The organism is Maribacter luteus, from assembly GCF_009674825.1.
In the GTDB taxonomy this organism is placed as follows: Bacteria; Bacteroidota; Bacteroidia; order Flavobacteriales; family Flavobacteriaceae; genus Maribacter_A; species Maribacter_A luteus.
Genome location: NZ_WKJH01000001.1, coordinates 252,933 through 272,687, shown reverse-complemented (window position 1 = coordinate 272,687; position 19,755 = coordinate 252,933). Strand labels below are relative to the sequence as shown.

The window sequence follows — 19,755 nt, the reverse complement described above, 5'->3', positions numbered from 1 at the left end:
TGGGCTCGAATTATTTTTTGCGAAAAAGTAGTTTTTGCCCGTGATGACTGAATAATTCGGAAATTAAAAATCCATAAACAAAAATATATTCAACAGAAAGAATACCTAAATGTTCCTTGAAATCGGTTTGGGAATATGCATAATAGCTAAGGATGACCATTAAGGACCAAACAATGGAAAATCTATAATTTGTAAAAATCGTGAGGAAGACCAAAAAAACGATGTACCAAGGGTGAACGATCGTGGCCAGTAGGTAATACGCGGTAAGGATCCAGAGCATGGAGGAAATCAAAACCGATAAATTCTGGTTTTTTCTAAGGAACGTAATTAAGATCACAAAAAGTATAACGGTATATGGAACGGCATTTCCGTAAGTTTTTATCAATTCCCATGGTTTTGCATCGAATCGGGTCGCTATTTCTTTTATGATATTGTAAAAACCGGCATTGAATTCAAAATTGGAGAACCAAAGACCAACGGTTTCGGAATAATTTTCAACGAACCCAGTTGTGATAAAAGGTGCGACCAATACCAAAGACGTTACAGCAACTACCGAATAGAAAAGCAAACTTTTTTTTATTCCGAGATGTTTTAAGAACAAGGGCAAGAACATCAACGGAATAAGCTTAACCGATATGGAAAGCGCATAGATTACAGCTGCGAATATCCATTTTTTCACAGATAAGAGATACATTGATACCACGAAAAAGCAAAGCATTACCCCTTCAAAATGTAGGTTTCCGGTAAGTTCGATAATTATCAACGGATTCAGGTAATACCAAAAGATCAAATGAGGTGAGAGATTAAGGTTTTTCAGCAATTTGCGTCCAAAATATATAATTCCGACATCTGAAATAATTATAATGGAACGCATTGCTATTAAGGTGCCTAGAATACTTTGTCCGCCCAAATAAGAACACAAACCAAAAATAAATTGATTCAATGGGGGGTAATTACTAAAGTGTTTTGCGCTTAATTCACCCATTCCATGGTATAACACATCGGCATTAGGAATAATCAGGTCTTTTTTTGTTATCAAAGTGTTCGGAACATCCAAATACGGATTAATAAAATTACGTACCAACTCCCCATCCCAAATAAATCGAAAATAATCTTGGGAGAGGTTGGGCTCAACAAAGAGGAACAATAGCCTAAAAAGAAGCCCTACGGCCAGTAAGAACTTGAAATTCCATTTTTCAAATTGGATAAGTTTATAACATAAGAAGAACAATGCACCGAACAAGCTAATCAGCTTAATGAAATCGGTACGATTCAGATGGTAAGCGAATGTATAGTAAAACCCAAGGCTCAAAAGTGCCAATAGTATCGGAATCTTGTGCAGTTTGCAATAGGTAACAATAGAATTGGACATTATAGGTTGCAAATTGGTTTACTGCAAATAACCGAAAAAAATGGTAAACAATAATGAAACCATCTTCATTGTTGCAATGATGGAAAACCAGAATAGTTATGCCCGGGCTGTAAGTGATTTAAAGAACACAAAGCTAAATCCCGCGAATAACATAAAATGGAAAGGGAAAAGCCCAAAATCATTCAAGGGAACGGCGCTGTACATTCCGAAAAGGAAATAAACCATTAGTGCAAATTCCAAAATCATGTTCGGAGATAGTTTTTTGGCTAGGTACTTATTGCCTTTCCAGCTATCGCTAAGATTATTCAGGTTAAATTTGGGTGTTCTTACAAACTCACTTCTTTTGCCCATATGACCTTCCAATACGGCAATGGAATTGTGTAATGAAAAGCCCAATGCGACCGAGAAGAAAGTGAAGAAAAGTTTAATGTAATCAAGAAAGTTATCAAAGCTACTGCCTTGTATACTCTTATATGTGAACCAATAACAAACAAATAAAATGATCGTACTTAAAACAAAGAAGCTCAATACGTCAAAGGCCCAATCCAATTCGGGATAAAGAGCTTTAATGTACATGGCCGGTATACTCAATAATGAAACTAAGAATACACATAAGAACATTGAGCTGTTCAATAGGTGCATAACGCCATGAAATTTGGTTTTGAAGGGTATGTTCTTGGCAGTAATGACTTTCCAGACCGTTTTTCTGAAATTCTCGGCCCCTCCCTTGTTCCAACGAAATTGTTGTGAACGTGCCGCACTGATTACAACAGGTAATTCTGCAGGGGTTTCAACATCTTCGAGATATTTGAATTTCCAATTTTTCAATTGGGCCCTATAACTAAGGTCAAGGTCTTCGGTTAAAGTATCACCTTCCCAGTTTCCGGCATCTAAAATGCATTCTTTTCTCCAAATACCCGCGGTACCATTAAAATTGATGAAATGACCTTTCGCGTTTCGGCCAACTTGCTCTAGGGTAAAATGTGCATCCAAGGCGAAAGCCTGTATTCTTGTCAATGTTGAATAATCCCGGTTGATATGTCCCCAGCGGGTCTGTACAACGCCGATTTCCTCGTTCTTAAAGTATATAACCGTTTTCTTTAACCAATCGGGGTCTGGAAGAAAGTCGGCATCGAAAATGGCGATAAAATCCCCTTTGGCTATTTCTAGGCCTTCTTTAAGTGCCCCGGCTTTAAAACCTTGTCTGTTTTCGCGTCGGATATGTTGAATGTCCAATCCACTATCCTGCAATTCCTTGATACGCTCAGAGGTTATATTAACGGAGTCATCCGTAGAATCATCGAGGACTTGTATTTCGAGTTTACTTTTGGGGTATTCAATTCTTGCGATATTCTCTAACAATCGCTCCATAACGTACTCTTCGTTATATACGGGGAGTTGAATGGTTACGAAAGGAATTTCCTTTGGATCTAGAAGGTTATACTTCGGTGCGTTCTGGTTTTGACGTTTATGGCTTAAATAATTAACCAGTAAATTCAATTGTGCCAAACTATAAAAGAAAATCAATAACAGCGCAATGCTGTATATGGCGATGATTATATAAGAAATTATTAGACCCATATTACTTAATGCTGTATTTAAAAATCCACCCAAGGATTTTTATGCCAGCAAATATACTACCTTTTACTGTACCCGACACCTTGGACACGCCTATTCTTTTTTTGTAACGTACTGGTACTTCGATATATGTCAAACGCTTTTTTAAGGCTTTTAACTGCATTTCCACCGTCCATCCATAGGTCTTGTCTTCCATTTGTAGAGCGAGTAACCTGTCGTACTTTATAGCTCTAAACGGACCAAGGTCTGTAAATGTTGCCCTAAAGAACAATTTCATTAAACTAGTGGCCAGCCAGTTGCCGAAAACCTGTTGGGGTGTCATACTTCCAGGTTCCCTTAATTCTTTGTTCCTAGCCCCGATGACAAAATCAATATTTTGTTCAATAATAGGTTGTGTGAGTTTAGTCAATTCTTCGGGGTAGTCGGAATAATCTCCGTCTATAAACACGATGATATCTGGCTTATTGGATTGTTGGGCAATGTATTGCATACCCCGGAGACAGGCATGGCCATAACCCATTTTAGTCTCGGTCAAAACAGTGGCACCTGCTTTTTCAGCGGTTGACGCCGTGTCATCTGATGAATTATTGTTGACCACGATTATTTCAGAAACCGATGTAGGTATCTCGTGTATGACTTGGGCAATCGAATCTGCTTCGTTATAAGCGGGGATAATAACTTTTATATGGGTCATTATTTTAAATCGGATAGTTTATTTTCTCGGCGAAAATCAGTAAAACTGAACCATTCCTTGATTTTGTTTCCATTTTGATATTTTTCAGCTGAGATCAATTCCTCGTTTTTGTATTTAAGACAGTATCCGTTTTTCTTTCCTCTGTAAAGCTGGCATTTGTGGTTGATTTTTCCTTTGTGGTCATAAAATAACCACCAACTGTTCATATGCCCCTTCAAATAATTACCTTCTCTGATTCGAATGCTATCAGGACCGTAAAAATACCAATACTTTTCTCTTTTATTGTATTTATAATGGCCCTGTTCTGAAATCTTTCCATTTTTATGATAGTATTTCCAGTAACCCGTTTTCTGTCCATTCAAGAGCCACCCTTCTGATTTTAGAATGCCGGATTCATAGAAATCCTTGATATATTCAGGTTCATAGTGGTTTTCCTTTGGTAAAACAAAAACAAAAAGGAATGATATCAGTATTCTAAAGAGCATGCTTACTTGTTATTGACCAACTCCATTAAATCCGGGTCATTCCCCAGCAAAACCTGTGTTGGGTTTATTCTACCTTGTTCGGGGCCATTCTCCAATTTAAGTACGCCTCTAGGGCAAACAGCGGAACATACACCGCAACCCACACAACTGGAGCGAACGATGTTCTCTCCTTTTTGGGCATAGGCCCTAACATCAATTCCTTGTTCACAATAGGTTGAACAGTTTCCACATGAAATACATTGTCCGCCATTGGTGGTAATCCTGAATCGTGATTTGAAACGCTGCACAAAACCTAAATAAGCAGCCAATGGGCATCCAAAGCGACACCAGACGCGATTACCGAAAATAGGATAGAACCCCGTACCAATGACACCTGCGAATACAGCTCCTATCAAAAAGCTATACGTGTCCATTATACTTTGAACTTTAATGCCTAATACCGTACTTGTTTCGGCAAAAAAGCCATAAAGGGTGAACCCGGTCATCACCAAGGCAAATAATAAGACCCCATGAATTAACCAACGTTCAACTTTCCACGAAAAAAGGGATTTGCTGGAGTGCTGTCTATAGGGGTCTCCCAAGGTTTCAGCCAAACCACCACAGCCACAGACCCAAGAGCAATACCATCTTTTTCCAAAGAAATAAACCATTACGGGAACAATGACCAAGGTCAAAACAATTCCCCAAACAAGAATAAAAAGACCTATGCCACCACTATTGAGCAATGATTTTAAATTCCATTGGAAAAAGAAATCATAATCCAACGGAAAGGCATTCTTAAAATCATAATATGGCATTTGAAGTCGTACCATGATTTCAGGAATCAAAAAGGCAAATACGATCTGGAAGAACAATACCGATGTTGTCCTGACCATCTGGTACATATTATGGCGGTACTTTATATACATGCGTATGGCCATAACGACCATGACCACACAATACATAAAGCCATAAACGAACCATTGTCCGGCAAGATTGCCGCTAAGGCTTTGACTTATTGGATCTACGAGGTAGGTCCAGTTCACGGCATATTCCGATCGAAAGTATAATATAAGGTAAAAGGAAACCAGAAAGATAAAGACCAGCCATGCGATCCAGCCCCTATTCGTGGCATTCTCATGATAAATACCATTGTTCTTTATGCCTTTTTGGCCCAATAGAACCACATTGGGCAGAATGAACATCAGCGCACCGATAATGCCAAGACCAAAAGTCAAAAACCACATCAATCCCTTGTTATCGACTATGAAGCCGCTCCCCGCTTTTTTTCCAAGTTCAGCGGCCATATCATGGGGCTTGGTATAAATGACTTTCTTATATTCTTTGTTTTTTCGATGAAGGGCGTTGGCATTCTCCAGGGCCTTGGTGACTTTAGGGGCAAAGGCAAGCATACCATCAAAAGACTTGTCGACGATATTTTGTTCAATATCGGTGATGAACAGTTCACTTTTGATTCCTTTTTGGTCTACAAAATCACTAAATTGTTCTGAAGAAAGGCTATATGTGCCGATAACGGGTAAGGCGGTAAAAATTGCCAGGCCGATTAAAAATATGATAAGGCCTATGTTTTTTATTGTTTTCATCTGGTCTTAGGCAATTTTAAAAATTCGTTTCCAACTTTTCTTTTTCGGCGTAATTGAGGTTCCCATTTCAGTATTGAATTTCTGAATGATGTTCTCCTCATAATGTGTATAAAATTCAGGGTCGAAATTAGCATCCTTCAAATATTCCATTACATATTCCACATTTCGTTCTTCGGTTAGCCATCGATCAAAAATTTCATGTCGCATGCGTATTCCGAAGGTGTTGATTCCTAAAAATTTATTCGTATCTGAATGATAGGCGACTGTAATACATATTTTTTCATTTGGATGTCGCCAGTGAAAGTGTTTTTCAGAATCTTTTTTAGACCTTTCGCTAAATACCCAGCCGTAGGTTTGATATTCCACATCCAAAAATTTAGCCGAATTGAACCAGTGGCCCGGTTTATATTCGGTTTTGTTTCCACAGATGGTCTGGGCTACGGTCTCACCCATCATTCTTCCCGTATACCATACGGCTTCTATTGGTCTTCGATAGCCTATCGCTTCATGCTGTTCGGCGCAGTCCCCAATGGCATAGATGTCAGTGATGTTGGTTTCTAGCAGTCGATTCACTTTTACGCCCCTACCTATATCAATACCGCTGTTCTTTAGAAAATCGACGTTCGGTGAAACCCCAGCGGTAAGTCCGACAAAATCACATTCGATAGTTTCATCTTTATCGGTTTTTATGGCCTTGGCCCTGCCGTTTTCATCTGGGATAATTTCGGTCAAGTTGGTTGCCAATTTTAAATCGATATGATGTTCTAGTATATGTTCATTGATCATTTGTGATTCACCGGCTGGCAAAACCCCATTCCAAAAACTGTTTTCCCTAACCAAGAAGGTTACGGGAATATTCCTGGTGCGAAGCATTTCGGCAAGTTCAATACCGATAAGTCCACCACCCACGATTACTGCTCTTTTACATGTTTTGTTATCAGGGGCATATTTTTCAACTCCGTCTAAGTCTTGCTTTGAGTATAATCCCTGAACCCCTTTTAAATCTTGTCCTGGCCATCCAAACTTATTGGGTTTGGATCCCGTGGCTATGATCAACTTATCATATGAAATGCTTTGGCCTTCTTGAAGTTCTAGCAATTTATCCTGATGGTTTACATTTTTTACAAATGCTTTCACCAATTGGATCCTGTTCTTTTTCCAGAACCATGGTTCGTAGGGTTGGGTGTGTTCAAATTTCATATGGCCCATATATACGTACATCAGGGCCGTTCGTGAAAAGAAATAGTCGGTTTCGGCAGAGATAACGGTAATGCGTTTATCCGAAAGTTTTCTGATATGTCTGGCTGCCGTAATGCCAGAAATGCCATTGCCGATAATGACGATATGTTCCATGTGTTTTTTGTTGGTTGTCGAAATTTAAGTCGTAACTAAATATAGGAACTTATCTTCCAAGGTTAAGATTTATAGAGATGATAGTCTTTTTTAATGTTATAAACAATTGTTTTTTAATTGTTTATGTATATTGTTCCGTGCTAAAAAAATAGGTAATATCTTCTTGTGAACCTTATAGGGTCAATTATTATAACATTGAATTTGCCGGCGATGATGGGAAAGCGGATGAGAAACCTTTTATCTTTCTGTTATACTTCTGTGATATATTTTAGAGTAATTTGATGTTGAAATTTAAATGTAAGATGATAGAAAGGAGTCGACTAACCTTCTATATCAGTAAATAAAAGAAGATGTTTAAAAACCATAAAGCCTTATTTTTTTGTCTATTGTTCGTGTGTTCGGGAAATGCCCAAGAAACGATTGGATTCTTTTCCGCAACTGACACGTTTCTTAAAACGTATGTTGACGGTGGTAAGGTAGATTACAGGGCTATAGTAAAGGATCCTTCTTCAATGAATAAGGTTTTGGGTATGGCGGAGAAAATTACTGTTTCTAAGGAGAACCCTAAAGAGTATCAAGCTTTTTGGATAAACGGTTACAATCTTTTGGTCATCAAAAGTGTCGTAGATAATTATCCTATTGAGTCTCCTTTGGATAAGGCCGGTTTTTTCGATAAAAAAAAGCATAAAATTGGAGGTAGGGAATTAACCCTTAATGATATAGAACATGAAATGTTGCGGGCTGTTTTTCCCGAAGAACCGCGGTTCCATTTTGTTTTGGTATGTGCTGGTTTGGGTTGTCCGCCAATTATAAATAGGGCCTATGCACCGGCTTCTTTGGAGGTTCAATTGGAAGAGCAAACCAAATTGGCCTTAAACGACCCTTTATTCATTCAAGTAAAGAAGAATAAGGTCGGAATATCCCAGATTTTCGAATGGTATAAAAATGATTTTACCCAAGACGGAAAGGGTTTGGTCGAATACATTAATCAGTATCGATTTAAAAAATTACCGGAAAAGGCAAAAGTTTCCTTTTATGAATATAACTGGGCTTTGAACGAAAAATGATAAATCAACTTTAATCAAATTAGATGCAGAAAATAAAAACATTTATAGGTTTGGTGATGATCCTGTTTATCTCCCTAAGCGCATTTTCACAAGAAGGGAGCCAGGATCAGCCTGAAAAAAGTAATATTCAACAATACACGCCCTCTAAATTAGTAGGCAAAGGGAAGTGGGATTTAAAATGGTTCAACAATTTGTATACGGAAACCAGAAGCACCTTTGAAGATGGAAGAATCCCGAGATCTACATTCTTTACTTCTACCATTGAAGTATATACGGGTGTGGGTGAGGGTAAAAGGTGGAATATCGGTGCTATTATAGAAATGAGGAGCAATGTGATAAATGACCGAAAAGCACTGGATGTTTTTAAGTTTGATGGGCAAGAGGGTACGGCCCGTTCCGGGATTACTTCATTTGCGCCATCGGTGAAATTCGTACCATTTGCCTCAGAAAGTAGTTTTTCAGTTCAAAGTTCGTTTTTCATCCCTTTGGTAGATAATGAAACGGAAAATGGTGTTTTTTTAGATCAAAAAGGGTATACATGGCAAAATCGTTTTTTCTATGATTATACCTTTCCGAGTGAAAAATGGCAGTTGTTTACCGAGTTGAATTCTGAACTCCATTTTGGCAAATCAGGCGAAAGCTTTGCGAATAACAGTCTTATTCTGGCTCCTGGATTGTTCTTAAGTTATTTTCCCAGCTCCAAGTTTACGGTATTGGCATTAATGCAGCACTCCCAACGATTGGATCTTGGTAATAATTTCGATCAGGATTACACCGCAATGGGCGGAGGGGCCAAATATCAACTAACGAAAGCCTTGAACGTGGAAATGCTTTACACTAATTTTTTAAGAGGCAGTAATACGGGATTGGGTGAGACTTTTAATATTGGTCTACGGGCTATTTTCTAGCTGATAATTTTAAATAGTGTATTTTAGAATCATTAATAGCTAGTTAATGAGGATTTTGGTCATATTGCTGTTGTGCTTATTACAGATTTCTTGTGCCAGCCAGAAATTTGAAAAAATCAATGGCGTAAGTTTTGTCGCTTCCAGAGAGAAGGTAGGCCAGCAGCAAGTAAAGGAAATTTTAAAAATACATGCCAACCATGCTGCCGTTATGCCATTTGGGTTTATCCGGGAAATAAATTCCCCGAACATTGTTTTTGATACGGAAAGGCAATGGTTCGGTGAAACCAAAAGCGGAGCCAAACAATATATAGAAATGCTTCATAAGAATGGTGTTCGGGTAATGTTGAAACCACAAATATGGATTTGGCGTGGCGTGTTTACAGGTTCTTTGGAAATGCAATCGGAAAAAGATTGGAAAGCCTTAGAGGAATCTTACGAGAAATTTCTAATGGCCTATGCCCGATTGGCCGAAGAAACCAATACGGAGCTTTTATGCATTGGTACAGAGCTGGAGCGATTTGTTAAAAACAGACCGGTTTTCTGGAAAAATCTCATTCAGGAAATCAGGAGTGTTTATACCGGTAAATTGACCTATGCTGCGAATTGGGACGAATATACCAAAACTACATTTTGGGAAGATATCGATTTCATAGGAATAGATGCCTATTTTCCACTTTCTGAAGAAAGGACCCCTTCCGTAGAACAGTTGAGAGCGGGTTGGAAAAAGCATAAGGAAAAAATGAGTGCTTTTTCCCTTGAAAAAAACAGACCTGTAATTTTCACGGAATATGGTTATAGGAGTATGGATTATACCGCAAAGAAACCTTGGTTGGTCGATCGGAATGACGAAAACGTGAATTTAGAAGGGCAAGTAAATGCCAAAAAGGCGATTTTTGAGGAATTTTGGGGAGAGAATTGGTTTGCAGGAGGTTATGTATGGAAATGGTTTATTCATCATGATAGGGCAGGGGGTGAAAATGATAATAGGTTTACACCCCAGAATAAACCGGCCCAATTGGTAATCAGTGACTTTTATAAAATGTACTGATATGCCATCATTGTAATGTAGTGGGATTTTTTTAAAAACTGAACGCCTTGTTTATAAAGTTAATAATTCTCTCGATTCTGATATGGTTAAGACGTATTTGACCTTTTTATTAGTACTAAGTTTTACATTTGGGTTTGCCCAAGAACCAATTATCACCAGTGTTGGTTTTAATGGGGCCAAAAGGATAAAGACAACCTTCGTAGAAAAATTGGTACGAACAAAGATCGGATCGGTTTTGGATTCCGTTCAATTGAATGAAGATGTGATTCGTCTTAAAAGACTTCCGCCTGTTTCTCATGCCTATTTTCAAACTTTTAAGTTGGTCACAGGCGATTATGATGTTGTTTTCACTATCGAAGAAAATTTTACTTTAATACCTTTTGCCAACTTGTTCAGCTCATCGAACGACGATTTTGCCTTTAGGGTCGGACTGCAAGAGTTCAATACCTTTGGTAAGAATATCACCTTGGGAGGGTTTTATCAATTCGATGTTTTCCATTCCTATGGACTCAATTTAAGGGCCCCGTATCTTTTTTCAAATAGATTGGGTCTTTCATTGAGTTATAATGACTTTACCACTCAAGAACCTGTTTTTTTCAATGATACGAGTGCGGATTATAAATACAGGAACAATGGTTTTCAGATAATGGGGCTCTATGAGCTTGATTTCAAGAATAGGATAGAATTGGGTTTTAGCCTTTTTACGGAGGATTATAAGTACCTTTCTGGTGCCACACAACCAGATATACCCCAGTCATTGAACGTAGATAAACACTTGTTCAAATTTATTTATAGCCATGAGGATATTGAATATCATTATCAATATCTGAACGGGTTCAGAAGTACCCTTAACTTTCAATATGTGGGGAGTACCGATGAGAACCTTCCTGATTTTTTTATTGGTTTCAATGATTTCGTTTTTTATAAGCGAGTGGGTAAAAAAGGCAATTGGGCCAATAGGTTGCGCGCAGGGTTGGCTAGCAATATGGAAACTCCTTTCGCACCTTTTTCTGTAGATAATAATTTAAATATCAGAGGGGTAGGCAATACAATAGATCGTGGAACGGCTGCCATAGTCCTCAATACGGAATATAGGCATACTTTGGTAGATAAAGATTGGTTCGTTTTACAAAGTAACCTTTTTATCGATGGTGGCTCTTGGCGAAATCCCGGAGGGGATTTCAGTGATTTTTGGGATGAAGGGAATATAAGGATATATCCCGGAGTCGGATTGCGATTTATTCATAAACGGATTTTCAATGCTATTTTCAGGATAGATTATGGCCATGGTATAACAAAAAACCCTTCTCGGGGGATTGTATTTGGAATTGGACAGTATTTTTAACTTACTTTGTATAAACCAACCCTTTAGCACGTGAGCATTATAAAACAATTTTCGGTAGTAGTATTGGTATTGATCTCTTTCAAATGTGCGATTGCACAACAAACATTGGAAACCGTAGTTGCCAAAGAGGGAGACGGAATTATCGTGATGCTTAGAAAAGAGGGTATAGATGTTTCAAAATATTACGCACAATTCCTTGAGCTGAATGAGGATAAACTAAAAAATGGAAGTCGTTTGGTCCTAGGGGAGACATATCGTATTCCGGATGCACCGGATTCTTTTAAGAATAGAGGGGTTTCCATTTCGGTTAGTGATGATAGGGAACGACCTATTTTTGAAGGGGAACTTGCTACTCTTAGACGAAAGGATAGCTCGCTTATAAATACGGTATATTATTTGATTGAACATAATAAAACACCAAAAGAAGGAGTGTCTTTAGGTATGGCAAGAAATTTGCTCCAAAGTGGGGCAAGGGTTTATCTATTGGAAAGCAATGTAAAGGATTCACTTGATTTAATCGATTATGTTAGCGTAGTGAACAAGAAATATTTGAAGCATAACGGGGATTATCAGAGGTTAATGATTATAGATAATAGTGATGCGATTGCTAAAACGAAGGCTGAGGTAACCGTATATCATTATGCTGAAAGGGTCGAAAGTAAAAGATTTGCGGATAATATATTAAAGGTCTTGGGCAAAAATGAAATTAACCATGAATCTTTGGACGATTATTCCAAAGTATTCACAGATTTCAAGAATATTGCCTTTGCCAAGAATATTTTGCCTCCTATTACATTCATTGATATGGATTCAAAATCAGATGGGGAGCACAAGACCATAAAAGTTGCCGCAGACAAAAAGAACATAACCAACCTAATTACCAACGGAATTTTATCGGATTATACCAATACCGAGTTTAATGACAATTAGTAAAAAGGTGAAAGTGAAGATTAAAGGTTTTTTAGTTGTTGTGTCATTGTTTCTGGTGGTTTCGGCCATAGGGCAAGATGCTTATATTTCAGTAAAAGCGGAAAAAGGTGACGGGGTATATTCCCTATTGCGAAAGCAAGGGGTTGATCCCTATGAAACATTCGATGATTTCATTGCCTTAAATTCCGAAAACCTTCGTGATAGCATCCATCTTTACGAAGGCAGAACCTACTTTTTGCCTACACCGGACTCAATATCGAGTATAGAAAAGGTTAAAGAGGAAGCGCCGATACTGGTAAATAGTGTTTCATATCCGTTGTTCGGTGAGGCGTATTCAGATGTGGTCATCAAGAATACCCGACTTAAAGGAGCTGTTTATTATCTTATATCTGGACATGGGGGTCCCGACCCCGGGGCTATGACCAAATATGGGGAGACCTATATCTCCGAAGATGAATATGCTTATGACCTAACCCTTAGGTTGGCACGTGAACTTATGGCCCAGAGCGCCACTGTATATGTCATTATCCAAGATAAGGACGATGGTATACGTGATGAGCGAATTTTGGAAATGGATAGGGATGAGGTTGCCTTTCCCGATAAGGTGATTCCGTTGAACCAAACAGCCCGGTTAAGGCAACGTGTCGATATCGTCAATGAGCTTCATAAAAAACATAGCGGCCAATTTCAGCGGCTTATCGTAACCCATGTGGACAGTCGAAGTAAAGGGCAGAATATAGATGTTTTCTTTTACCATCATGCCAAGAGTAAAAATGGAAAAAAACTGGCAGAGAGTATTCATGAGACATTCAAACTGAAATATAAAAAATATCAGCCTAATCGAACATATACAGGTACTTTCCAAGACAGGACTTCGCTTTACCTTGTGAAAAAAACCCATCCGGCAATGACATTTATCGAGATAGGGAACATACGTAACAAAAAAGATCAAAAAAGAATATTGGAGCCCGATAACCGTCAAGCTTTGGCCAAATGGATATCTGAGGGTGTTATCAAGGACTTTGAAAGTGGGGAGATTGGACCTATTCGTTAAAGGGCAATTTTCTTTTTATAATAGTCGTACAACTGATCGGGACCCGCACCCAAAAAGTTTTTAAGGTGAATGACCCCGAAATGATATTGGAGTTTTATGACCCCGTGTTGCCGATATTTCCTTGCAGAGGTTTGAACATGATGTGGAATTATCTTAAATCCTGTTTTTTCATAGATACGCCCGATAAATTCATTGTCCTCGAAAACAATATAATCTTCATTGAATCCTTTGATTCTGGCAAATAGATTTTTGGTGATGAATAAAGATTGGTCGCCACCTCTGCATATTTTATGATTGTACTTGGTAAACCATGCAAAGAAACGAAGTAGCCAATGGTTGCTGTCGAAACGCATTTGAAAACAACCGGATTCATGGTTCTCGGAAATTGCGGAGATGATATAACTATCAAAGTTCTTTGGGGGCAGGGTATCTGCGTGCAAAAAATAGAGAATATCACCCTTCGCCATTTTTGCCCCTTGGTTCATTTGTTTGGCCCTTCCTTTTTGTGTCTGTAAAATAACGGCTCCCGCATTTTTTGCACTATCCACGGTATTATCAACGCTGCCACCATCGATTACAAGTATTTCTGCTATTTGGGAAGAAGAGCTGTTTTCAATTAAATAGCTGATCAGGTCTGCAATTTGGCTTTCCTCATTAAGAACGGGAATAATAATACTTATGGTCGTATTATCTTTCATTCAAGCTCCAATCATAAGTTAGATAAACTATTTCAGAGCCTTTTTGGATCTTGATATCGGAATACCGGTTCAGGTATTCGGTTAAATTATTTTCCTCTGTAAAGTCATCTTTATACCATTTGAATATTTTTGAAATCGCAACTGTATTCGATGAAATTTTATTTTTGCTGGAATCATTGATAAAATCAAAGGCGGCCCTATTTAGTTGTTCTTCCATTGTAGATGCCGAAAAGGCTTTGTTCAAAAGTTTTGGGCAAGAAAAAGAAGCGCAATTAATCGCAAAATGAATTCGCGGTTCATTCATTTTTCGAAGTATATCGTGTTCTATCTCACCAAGTGAAAAACTTTCATCACCTATTTTTATACGATCTTTGCCCCATGGTCTAAAAATATCCTTTATGCTCTTTAAGGGGTAATGCTCCAAAATCAATTGAACCGTACCTGCATTATATAGGTTTATGTAATAAGCCAATTGCTCTTCTTTTGGTGCTGATTTGGCAATAGGGTTTTTCGCCAGATACTCAAGGTAAGTATTTAGTTGCTCCCCATCGGAAGCAAAACCTTTATAGTCTACATTCCCTTGTCCATCAACATACTTTCTCAATAAGTTGTCCCATACTTGATGGTCAATTGCTACTGCATTTATTGATGAGCCCATGTGTGATGGTTTTTGGCCAAAACAATTCAGCAATAAGAAAAAAGGCAACACAATTAAGAAGAAATGTTTCAGTTTGGTCATGGTCTATGCTTGTGAAAATACACTTCTTTAGTTCATGAAAGCCTTTAAACCTTACAAAAATCAGCAACAGCCACCACCGTTATAATGCCATGTGCTTTCGCTAATATGTATGGGGGCCCCTGTTTTTGCCAAAGCTGCTGCGGTTTTATCACAGATGGCCAATGGTTGGTTTTGTAATAGGACGTGTCCGGCATTGTCATCGAAATACTCTTCATCCCCATAGTAAATGGCGGTTTTACCTGTAAAAATACAAGGTCCGTCTTCTGGCATCGGATCTTTTATGGCGGCAATTTCTATAGATTCTATAAAGATCAGTTCATCGGTAGGATAATGGTTAGGGGATAATACCCGGTACGATTTTCGGGCCCTGATCTCTATGGTTCCGAAACCGGCATCTGTCAAGGCTTTAATATAGTCTTTCATGGGAATACTGCCACTTAAACAGAGGGCACGCAGCCTGTCGTCGTTTCGTAACTCGTCGTTCATAGGTTGCTCACATATTGGGTCGCTCATGACCAAACGGCCGTGGGGTTTAAGAACACGGTACATTTCAGCGATGGCCTTCTTAAGGTCTTCGGCCTTGAAAATATTGAAAAGACAATTTTGGGCGGCAATATCAACACTTTCATCCTCAATGGGTAAGTTCAAGGCATCTCCTTTGATTAGATTAACGAACTCACTTTTGAACCAATCATTTTCTTCTTCTGCGATTTTAAAGTTCTTTTTGGAAGCTTCGAGCATTTCATCCACGACATCTATTCCGGTAACTCCACCTTTTTGACGTGAGAAATAAGAAAATTGCAATAACTCCATGCCACCACCAACTCCTACGTAGAGAATCTTGGGGTTGTTTACCAAATCCTGTGCGGATACGGTACTACCGCACCCATAATTCATTTCTTGCATGATTTTCGGAATTGATAATCCCGGGAATTGCCATATAGGATTCGTGGTACAACACAGACCAACATCCGGGGTTAAAGCGGCATCTTTATATAAATCGTTCGTGGCTTCTAAATAACTCATAGTTCTTTTATTAATTCAGTGAATAATTTGATCATCTTGGGTTCTGTCTCATTTGCGATTCTAATGATTTCTTGAATATCGACAGGTTCAAGGTGGTCCGGGTCGCATTCATCCGTTAGAACCGATACTGCGACAATAGGTAATCTTAAATGGTTGGCAACGATTACTTCGGGTACGGTGCTCATGCCCACGGCGTCTGAGCCAATGGTTTTCAACATACGGTATTCGGCCTTGGTTTCCAGTTGGGGGCCAATGACAGCCGCATAAACACCTTTTTTTAGGCTGATTTTTTCACGTTCGGCAATCGTGATCAATTTATTTCGCATTCCCGGGTCGTAAGGTTCGCTCAAATCTACGAATCGGTCACCGAATTCGGCAACATTGCTAAATGCCAAAGGGGAACCGCCTTGTAGGTTAATGTGATCCTCGATCAACATGATGTCTCCTTTTTTAAAGTCTAGGTTAACGGCTCCGGCTGCATTTGAAACGAACAATTTGCTAATACCTAGTCTATGCATGATTCGGATTGGATAGGTAACATCGACAAAATCATAGCCTTCGTACAAATGGAAACGCCCCTCCATAACTACTACCTTTTTACCTTCTATGGTGCCATAAATGAGTTTCCCGGAATGAAACTCCACAGTGGCCAAAGGGAAAAACGGTATTTGGCTGTAATGGGCTGTAATGGGGTCTTCAATGGCATCGACCAATTGGCCCAAACCTGTTCCTAGAACAATGCCGATTTCAGGATTTTCGAATCCCTTACTTTTTAAATACTCCGTTGAATCTTGTAATTGTTGTTCTGATAATCTCATATGTTCTTCAAATATTTTTGAAAAGCTTTTATTGGTAAAACATCCTCGTAATGGTCAATATCGTTTTTAGTTTCCAAAAGAAATACTTTTTCATTCTTCAGGTTGTTCATGGTATCTTCATACACGGTGTTCTTGCCCCAAGCCTTATTCTTGAAAACTTCTCCGTTGAAGGACTTCATTCCAAAGAGGTAATATCCTCCGTCCATTGCAGGCCCTATAACATAGTCATAGTCATTTAGTGAATTGAAGGCATTTACCAAGTCGGTACTATCCAAATCGTACATATCACTTCCAATAATGATTATTTTTTCAAAACCGCTTTCGAATCCGTCAAGGAATGCATTGGCCATTCGATCGCCTAAGTCCTTTCCTTTTTGCAAATGTTTATCAAAAGTAAGGTTGTCCCAAATATCATTTTCCCAAATGTCTTCTGAATAAAACACATGTTTGTGTACGTTAAGATCTTTTGTAATGGTCGCGGTATGGTTGAGCAGGTCGTTGTAGATATCCAGAGCGATTCGGTCGCCTACCTTGGCAGCTAAGCGTGTTTTGCATTTTCCCAGAACCGGGTTTCTGGTAAAAATGAGTAACAGCTCTTTTGAATTAACCAACTGAAAGTGGATGGCCTTGGAGTCTTTTTTATATGTATTCGGTTGAATTATACCCATGTATATGTACTTTCTTACTCGTAGATTTTTTCACCCTTGGTCAATAATCTGCCCCATAGTTTATTATAGGCGTGTACTTTTTCAGTTTCACGACCTTCAATATCATAAACCGGGTAGCCGGAATTTTTCCATTTAAAAATGCCACCATATAAGTTTTGAATATTTGTATATCCAAGAGCTTTTAGCTTTTCCCCAATATCCTCTGAACGAACGCCGATAGAACAGTAAACAACAATAGGTGTGTCTAGACTAGGTACTTTTTCTTGCATGCGTTTGGGGTCAAATTGGTCATAACCTACCCAGATGGCCTGCTCTAAATGACTTACATTGAATTCTTCGATTTCTCGACTGTCCAAAAATACCAGACTGTCTTTTGCAATGGCTTCGGAAATATGTATGTAGGGAATAGATTCGTTATTGAGAACTTTTAATGTTCTGTCCATTTTTTTTTGTGCTACCAATGTGGCAGTACAAAAAAGACAAATTAAAAAAGTGGAAAAGGTTTTCATTTTCAAAAAAACTAAATGTAAAGATAGGATATTGTATGATTTTACTAACTTAAAGCATTACTTATATTAAATTCTATGAATTATATACGGGAATATTCAGTATTAATCACATTACTAGTCCTAATCATGTCCTGTAAGGACAAAGAAAAGAAAGAATTTGACATGGTAACGAGTACTGTGTCGGACTATTATATGGAACCTTACCGGCCACAGTTTCATTTTTCCCCTGAAAAAAAATGGATGAACGACCCCAATGGTATGGTTTATCATAAAGGTGTTTACCATTTGTTCTATCAGTATTATCCAGAAGATATAGTATGGGGGCCTATGCATTGGGGGCATGCAACGAGTACGGATTTGGTGCATTGGAAACATAAACCCATAGCGCTCTACCCCGATGAACATGGGTTGATATTTTCTGGGAGTGCTGTTGTAGACAAACAGAATAGTTCAGGATTCGGAACAGTCGAGAACCCTCCGCTTGTCGCAATATTCACTTATCATTTAATGGAAGGTGAAAAAGCAGGTAGAACCGATTTTCAGACCCAAGGGATAGCCTATAGTTTAGATAATGGGGATACTTGGGAAAAGTACAAGGGTAACCCTGTTATTGGGAATGAAGGGATTAAGGATTTTCGAGACCCTAAGGTCATGTGGCACGAGGAAACCGGAAAATGGATAATGACATTGGTTGCAGGTGACCATGCAAAATTCTATGGTTCAAAAGATTTGAAAAATTGGGAGTTGTTGGGAGAGTTCGGCAAGGACAAAGGTGCCCACGGAGGTGTTTGGGAGTGCCCTGACCTTATACCAATGAAAGTAAATGGAACAGACGAAGAGCGATGGGTTTTATTGATCAGTATTAATCCCGGTGCTCCGAACGGGGGTAGTGGTACCCAGTATTTTGTAGGTGATTTTGATGGGAAAGTTTTTACGACCGATCAAACCGAAACGAAATGGATTGATTTTGGTACGGATAATTACGCAGGGGTTACTTACAACAACAATCCTGAAGTCGACCCGATTTTTATTGGGTGGATGAGTAATTGGACCTATGCAAGGGATACACCAACTGAAGAATGGCGTAGCGCAATGACCACCCCTAGAAAATTAAAATTGAAAAAATTGAATGGGGAGTATCAACTATTCAATTATCCGATTGAAGGTGTTGATGATATCGTTAACAAAAAGGAGACAGCAAAAATCGAGGTTGCTCCAAGTCAAATGGAATCTTTGTCCTCTGATAATTTTAATCAATCAGAAATAAGATTTAAGACTTCTGCCCAAGATTTTGAATTAGTATTCGGAAATAGCGCCAAGGATGAATTGGTTTTGGCCATGTCGGGCAAACAAAAAACATTTTTTCTGGATAGATCTAAATCCGGAAAAGTCGATTTTCAGGAAGATTTTGGAAAAGGTGTACAGCAAATGCCTGTACCCTTTTTGCCCGAAGGGGAATATGAGGTGCGTATCTTGGTCGATTGGTCGTCTATTGAAATATTCATCAACGAAGGGCAGTATGTGATGACATCCCAAATTTTCCCAAATGGGAATTACACTGGTTTAATCATTAAGAATACTGGAGAGAATGTGTTGCAATGCAATGGATTTCAAGTAAATGAGGTAAGTCGAATCTGGAATTAAATCTAAGTTGATGGTCTTTTCCACATAAATTGCACCCACTTTTGAGTTGCATTTTTTGGATAGGGTGATTGTTGGGCCCTATATAATCTTCTTGAAAATCTATTTGGAATAATGCTGGTGGTGCTAATTAATTCGTGCTGACAAGTAGTCTGGGGTATTGCTGATATCCTTCGATTTTATCGCTTTACAATGAGGGGTATAAATAAGCACATTTCAACTGAAAATAAAAAACCGCA

19 protein-coding genes are annotated in these 19,755 nt (G+C 38.6%); 7 read left to right on the top strand and 12 right to left on the bottom strand.

The genetic code is table 11. The features are described from left to right. Positions 1-10 precede the first annotated feature (10 nt). The 6 genes from GJ691_RS01080 to GJ691_RS01055 all read right to left on the bottom strand — a co-directional run bounded on the left by GJ691_RS01080 (position 11) and on the right by GJ691_RS01055 (position 7,065). Entirely contained in the window at positions 11-1,372 is a 1,362-nt protein-coding gene (locus tag GJ691_RS01080) for an MptA/MptB family glycosyltransferase (protein ID WP_154362889.1), read from the bottom strand. Between the two features lie 96 nt (positions 1,373-1,468). Beyond that, entirely contained in the window at positions 1,469-2,953 is a 1,485-nt protein-coding gene (locus tag GJ691_RS01075) for a cellulose synthase family protein (protein WP_154362887.1), read from the bottom strand. A gap of 1 nt (position 2,954) precedes the next feature. Then, the gene (locus GJ691_RS01070; protein WP_154362885.1) at positions 2,955-3,644 is read right to left on the bottom strand and encodes a glycosyltransferase family 2 protein; all 690 of its coding nucleotides are present in this window, start codon (positions 3,642-3,644) and stop codon (positions 2,955-2,957) included. Then, entirely contained in the window at positions 3,644-4,129 is a 486-nt protein-coding gene (locus GJ691_RS01065) for a toxin-antitoxin system YwqK family antitoxin (RefSeq protein ID WP_154362883.1), read from the bottom strand. Before GJ691_RS01065 ends, GJ691_RS01070 begins: the two co-directional genes overlap by 1 nt. Before the next feature lie 2 nt (positions 4,130-4,131). Beyond that, the gene (locus GJ691_RS01060; protein WP_154362881.1) at positions 4,132-5,712 is read right to left on the bottom strand and encodes a 4Fe-4S binding protein; all 1,581 of its coding nucleotides are present in this window, start codon (positions 5,710-5,712) and stop codon (positions 4,132-4,134) included. A 6-nt stretch (positions 5,713-5,718) separates the two neighbouring features. Continuing rightward, on the bottom strand, positions 5,719-7,065 hold the full coding sequence (locus tag GJ691_RS01055) for an NAD(P)/FAD-dependent oxidoreductase (protein ID WP_154362879.1): 1,347 nt from the start codon (positions 7,063-7,065) through the stop codon (positions 5,719-5,721). 350 nt (positions 7,066-7,415) lie between these two features. Between GJ691_RS01055 and GJ691_RS01050 the strand changes: the two genes are divergently transcribed. The 6 genes from GJ691_RS01050 (at position 7,416) to GJ691_RS01025 (ending at position 13,417) form a co-directional block, all read left to right on the top strand. Further along, positions 7,416-8,132: a DUF547 domain-containing protein gene (locus GJ691_RS01050; RefSeq protein ID WP_154362877.1), complete on the top strand. Its 717-nt coding sequence runs from the start codon at positions 7,416-7,418 to the stop codon at positions 8,130-8,132. 23 nt (positions 8,133-8,155) lie between these two features. Beyond that, positions 8,156-9,040, top strand: coding sequence for a hypothetical protein (locus GJ691_RS01045; protein ID WP_179954987.1), 885 nt, complete (start codon positions 8,156-8,158; stop codon positions 9,038-9,040). 46 nt (positions 9,041-9,086) lie between these two features. Continuing rightward, the gene (locus tag GJ691_RS01040) at positions 9,087-10,088 is read left to right on the top strand and encodes a glycoside hydrolase family 113 (protein WP_154362876.1); all 1,002 of its coding nucleotides are present in this window, start codon (positions 9,087-9,089) and stop codon (positions 10,086-10,088) included. A gap of 82 nt (positions 10,089-10,170) precedes the next feature. Further along, positions 10,171-11,433 (top strand): BamA/TamA family outer membrane protein, encoded by a 1,263-nt coding sequence (locus tag GJ691_RS01035; protein WP_154362875.1) that lies wholly within the window; start codon positions 10,171-10,173, stop codon positions 11,431-11,433. Between the two features lie 30 nt (positions 11,434-11,463). Next, positions 11,464-12,363 (top strand): hypothetical protein, encoded by a 900-nt coding sequence (locus tag GJ691_RS01030; protein ID WP_154362874.1) that lies wholly within the window; start codon positions 11,464-11,466, stop codon positions 12,361-12,363. Further along, on the top strand, positions 12,353-13,417 hold the full coding sequence (locus GJ691_RS01025) for an N-acetylmuramoyl-L-alanine amidase family protein (RefSeq protein ID WP_154362873.1): 1,065 nt from the start codon (positions 12,353-12,355) through the stop codon (positions 13,415-13,417). Before GJ691_RS01030 ends, GJ691_RS01025 begins: the two co-directional genes overlap by 11 nt. On the opposite strand, the gene GJ691_RS01020 is transcribed toward GJ691_RS01025, so the two are convergent. The 6 genes from GJ691_RS01020 to GJ691_RS00995 form a co-directional block, all read right to left on the bottom strand. Next, entirely contained in the window at positions 13,414-14,115 is a 702-nt protein-coding gene (locus GJ691_RS01020; RefSeq protein ID WP_154362871.1) for a TIGR04283 family arsenosugar biosynthesis glycosyltransferase, read from the bottom strand. The genes GJ691_RS01025 and GJ691_RS01020 overlap by 4 nt on opposite strands. Beyond that, complete coding sequence (locus tag GJ691_RS01015) at positions 14,105-14,773, bottom strand: DUF547 domain-containing protein (RefSeq protein WP_246200074.1); 669 nt, start codon at positions 14,771-14,773, stop codon at positions 14,105-14,107. The genes GJ691_RS01020 and GJ691_RS01015 overlap by 11 nt, the downstream gene beginning before the upstream one ends. Positions 14,774-14,914: 141 nt before the next feature. Continuing rightward, complete coding sequence (gene arsM / locus GJ691_RS01010; RefSeq protein ID WP_154362867.1) at positions 14,915-15,880, bottom strand: arsenosugar biosynthesis arsenite methyltransferase ArsM; 966 nt, start codon at positions 15,878-15,880, stop codon at positions 14,915-14,917. After that, entirely contained in the window at positions 15,877-16,698 is an 822-nt protein-coding gene (locus GJ691_RS01005; protein ID WP_154362865.1) for a purine-nucleoside phosphorylase, read from the bottom strand. The genes arsM and GJ691_RS01005 overlap by 4 nt, the downstream gene beginning before the upstream one ends. Further along, positions 16,695-17,366, bottom strand: a complete 672-nt coding sequence (locus GJ691_RS01000) for a TIGR04282 family arsenosugar biosynthesis glycosyltransferase (RefSeq protein WP_154362863.1) — start codon at positions 17,364-17,366, stop codon at positions 16,695-16,697. Before GJ691_RS01000 ends, GJ691_RS01005 begins: the two co-directional genes overlap by 4 nt. Positions 17,367-17,380: 14 nt before the next feature. Beyond that, positions 17,381-17,809 (bottom strand): rhodanese-like domain-containing protein, encoded by a 429-nt coding sequence (locus GJ691_RS00995; RefSeq protein WP_246200072.1) that lies wholly within the window; start codon positions 17,807-17,809, stop codon positions 17,381-17,383. Positions 17,810-18,001: 192 nt separating this feature from the next. Between GJ691_RS00995 and GJ691_RS00990 the strand changes: the two genes are divergently transcribed. Next, complete coding sequence (locus GJ691_RS00990) at positions 18,002-19,519, top strand: glycoside hydrolase family 32 protein (RefSeq protein WP_246200070.1); 1,518 nt, start codon at positions 18,002-18,004, stop codon at positions 19,517-19,519. Positions 19,520-19,755: the final 236 nt, after the last annotated feature.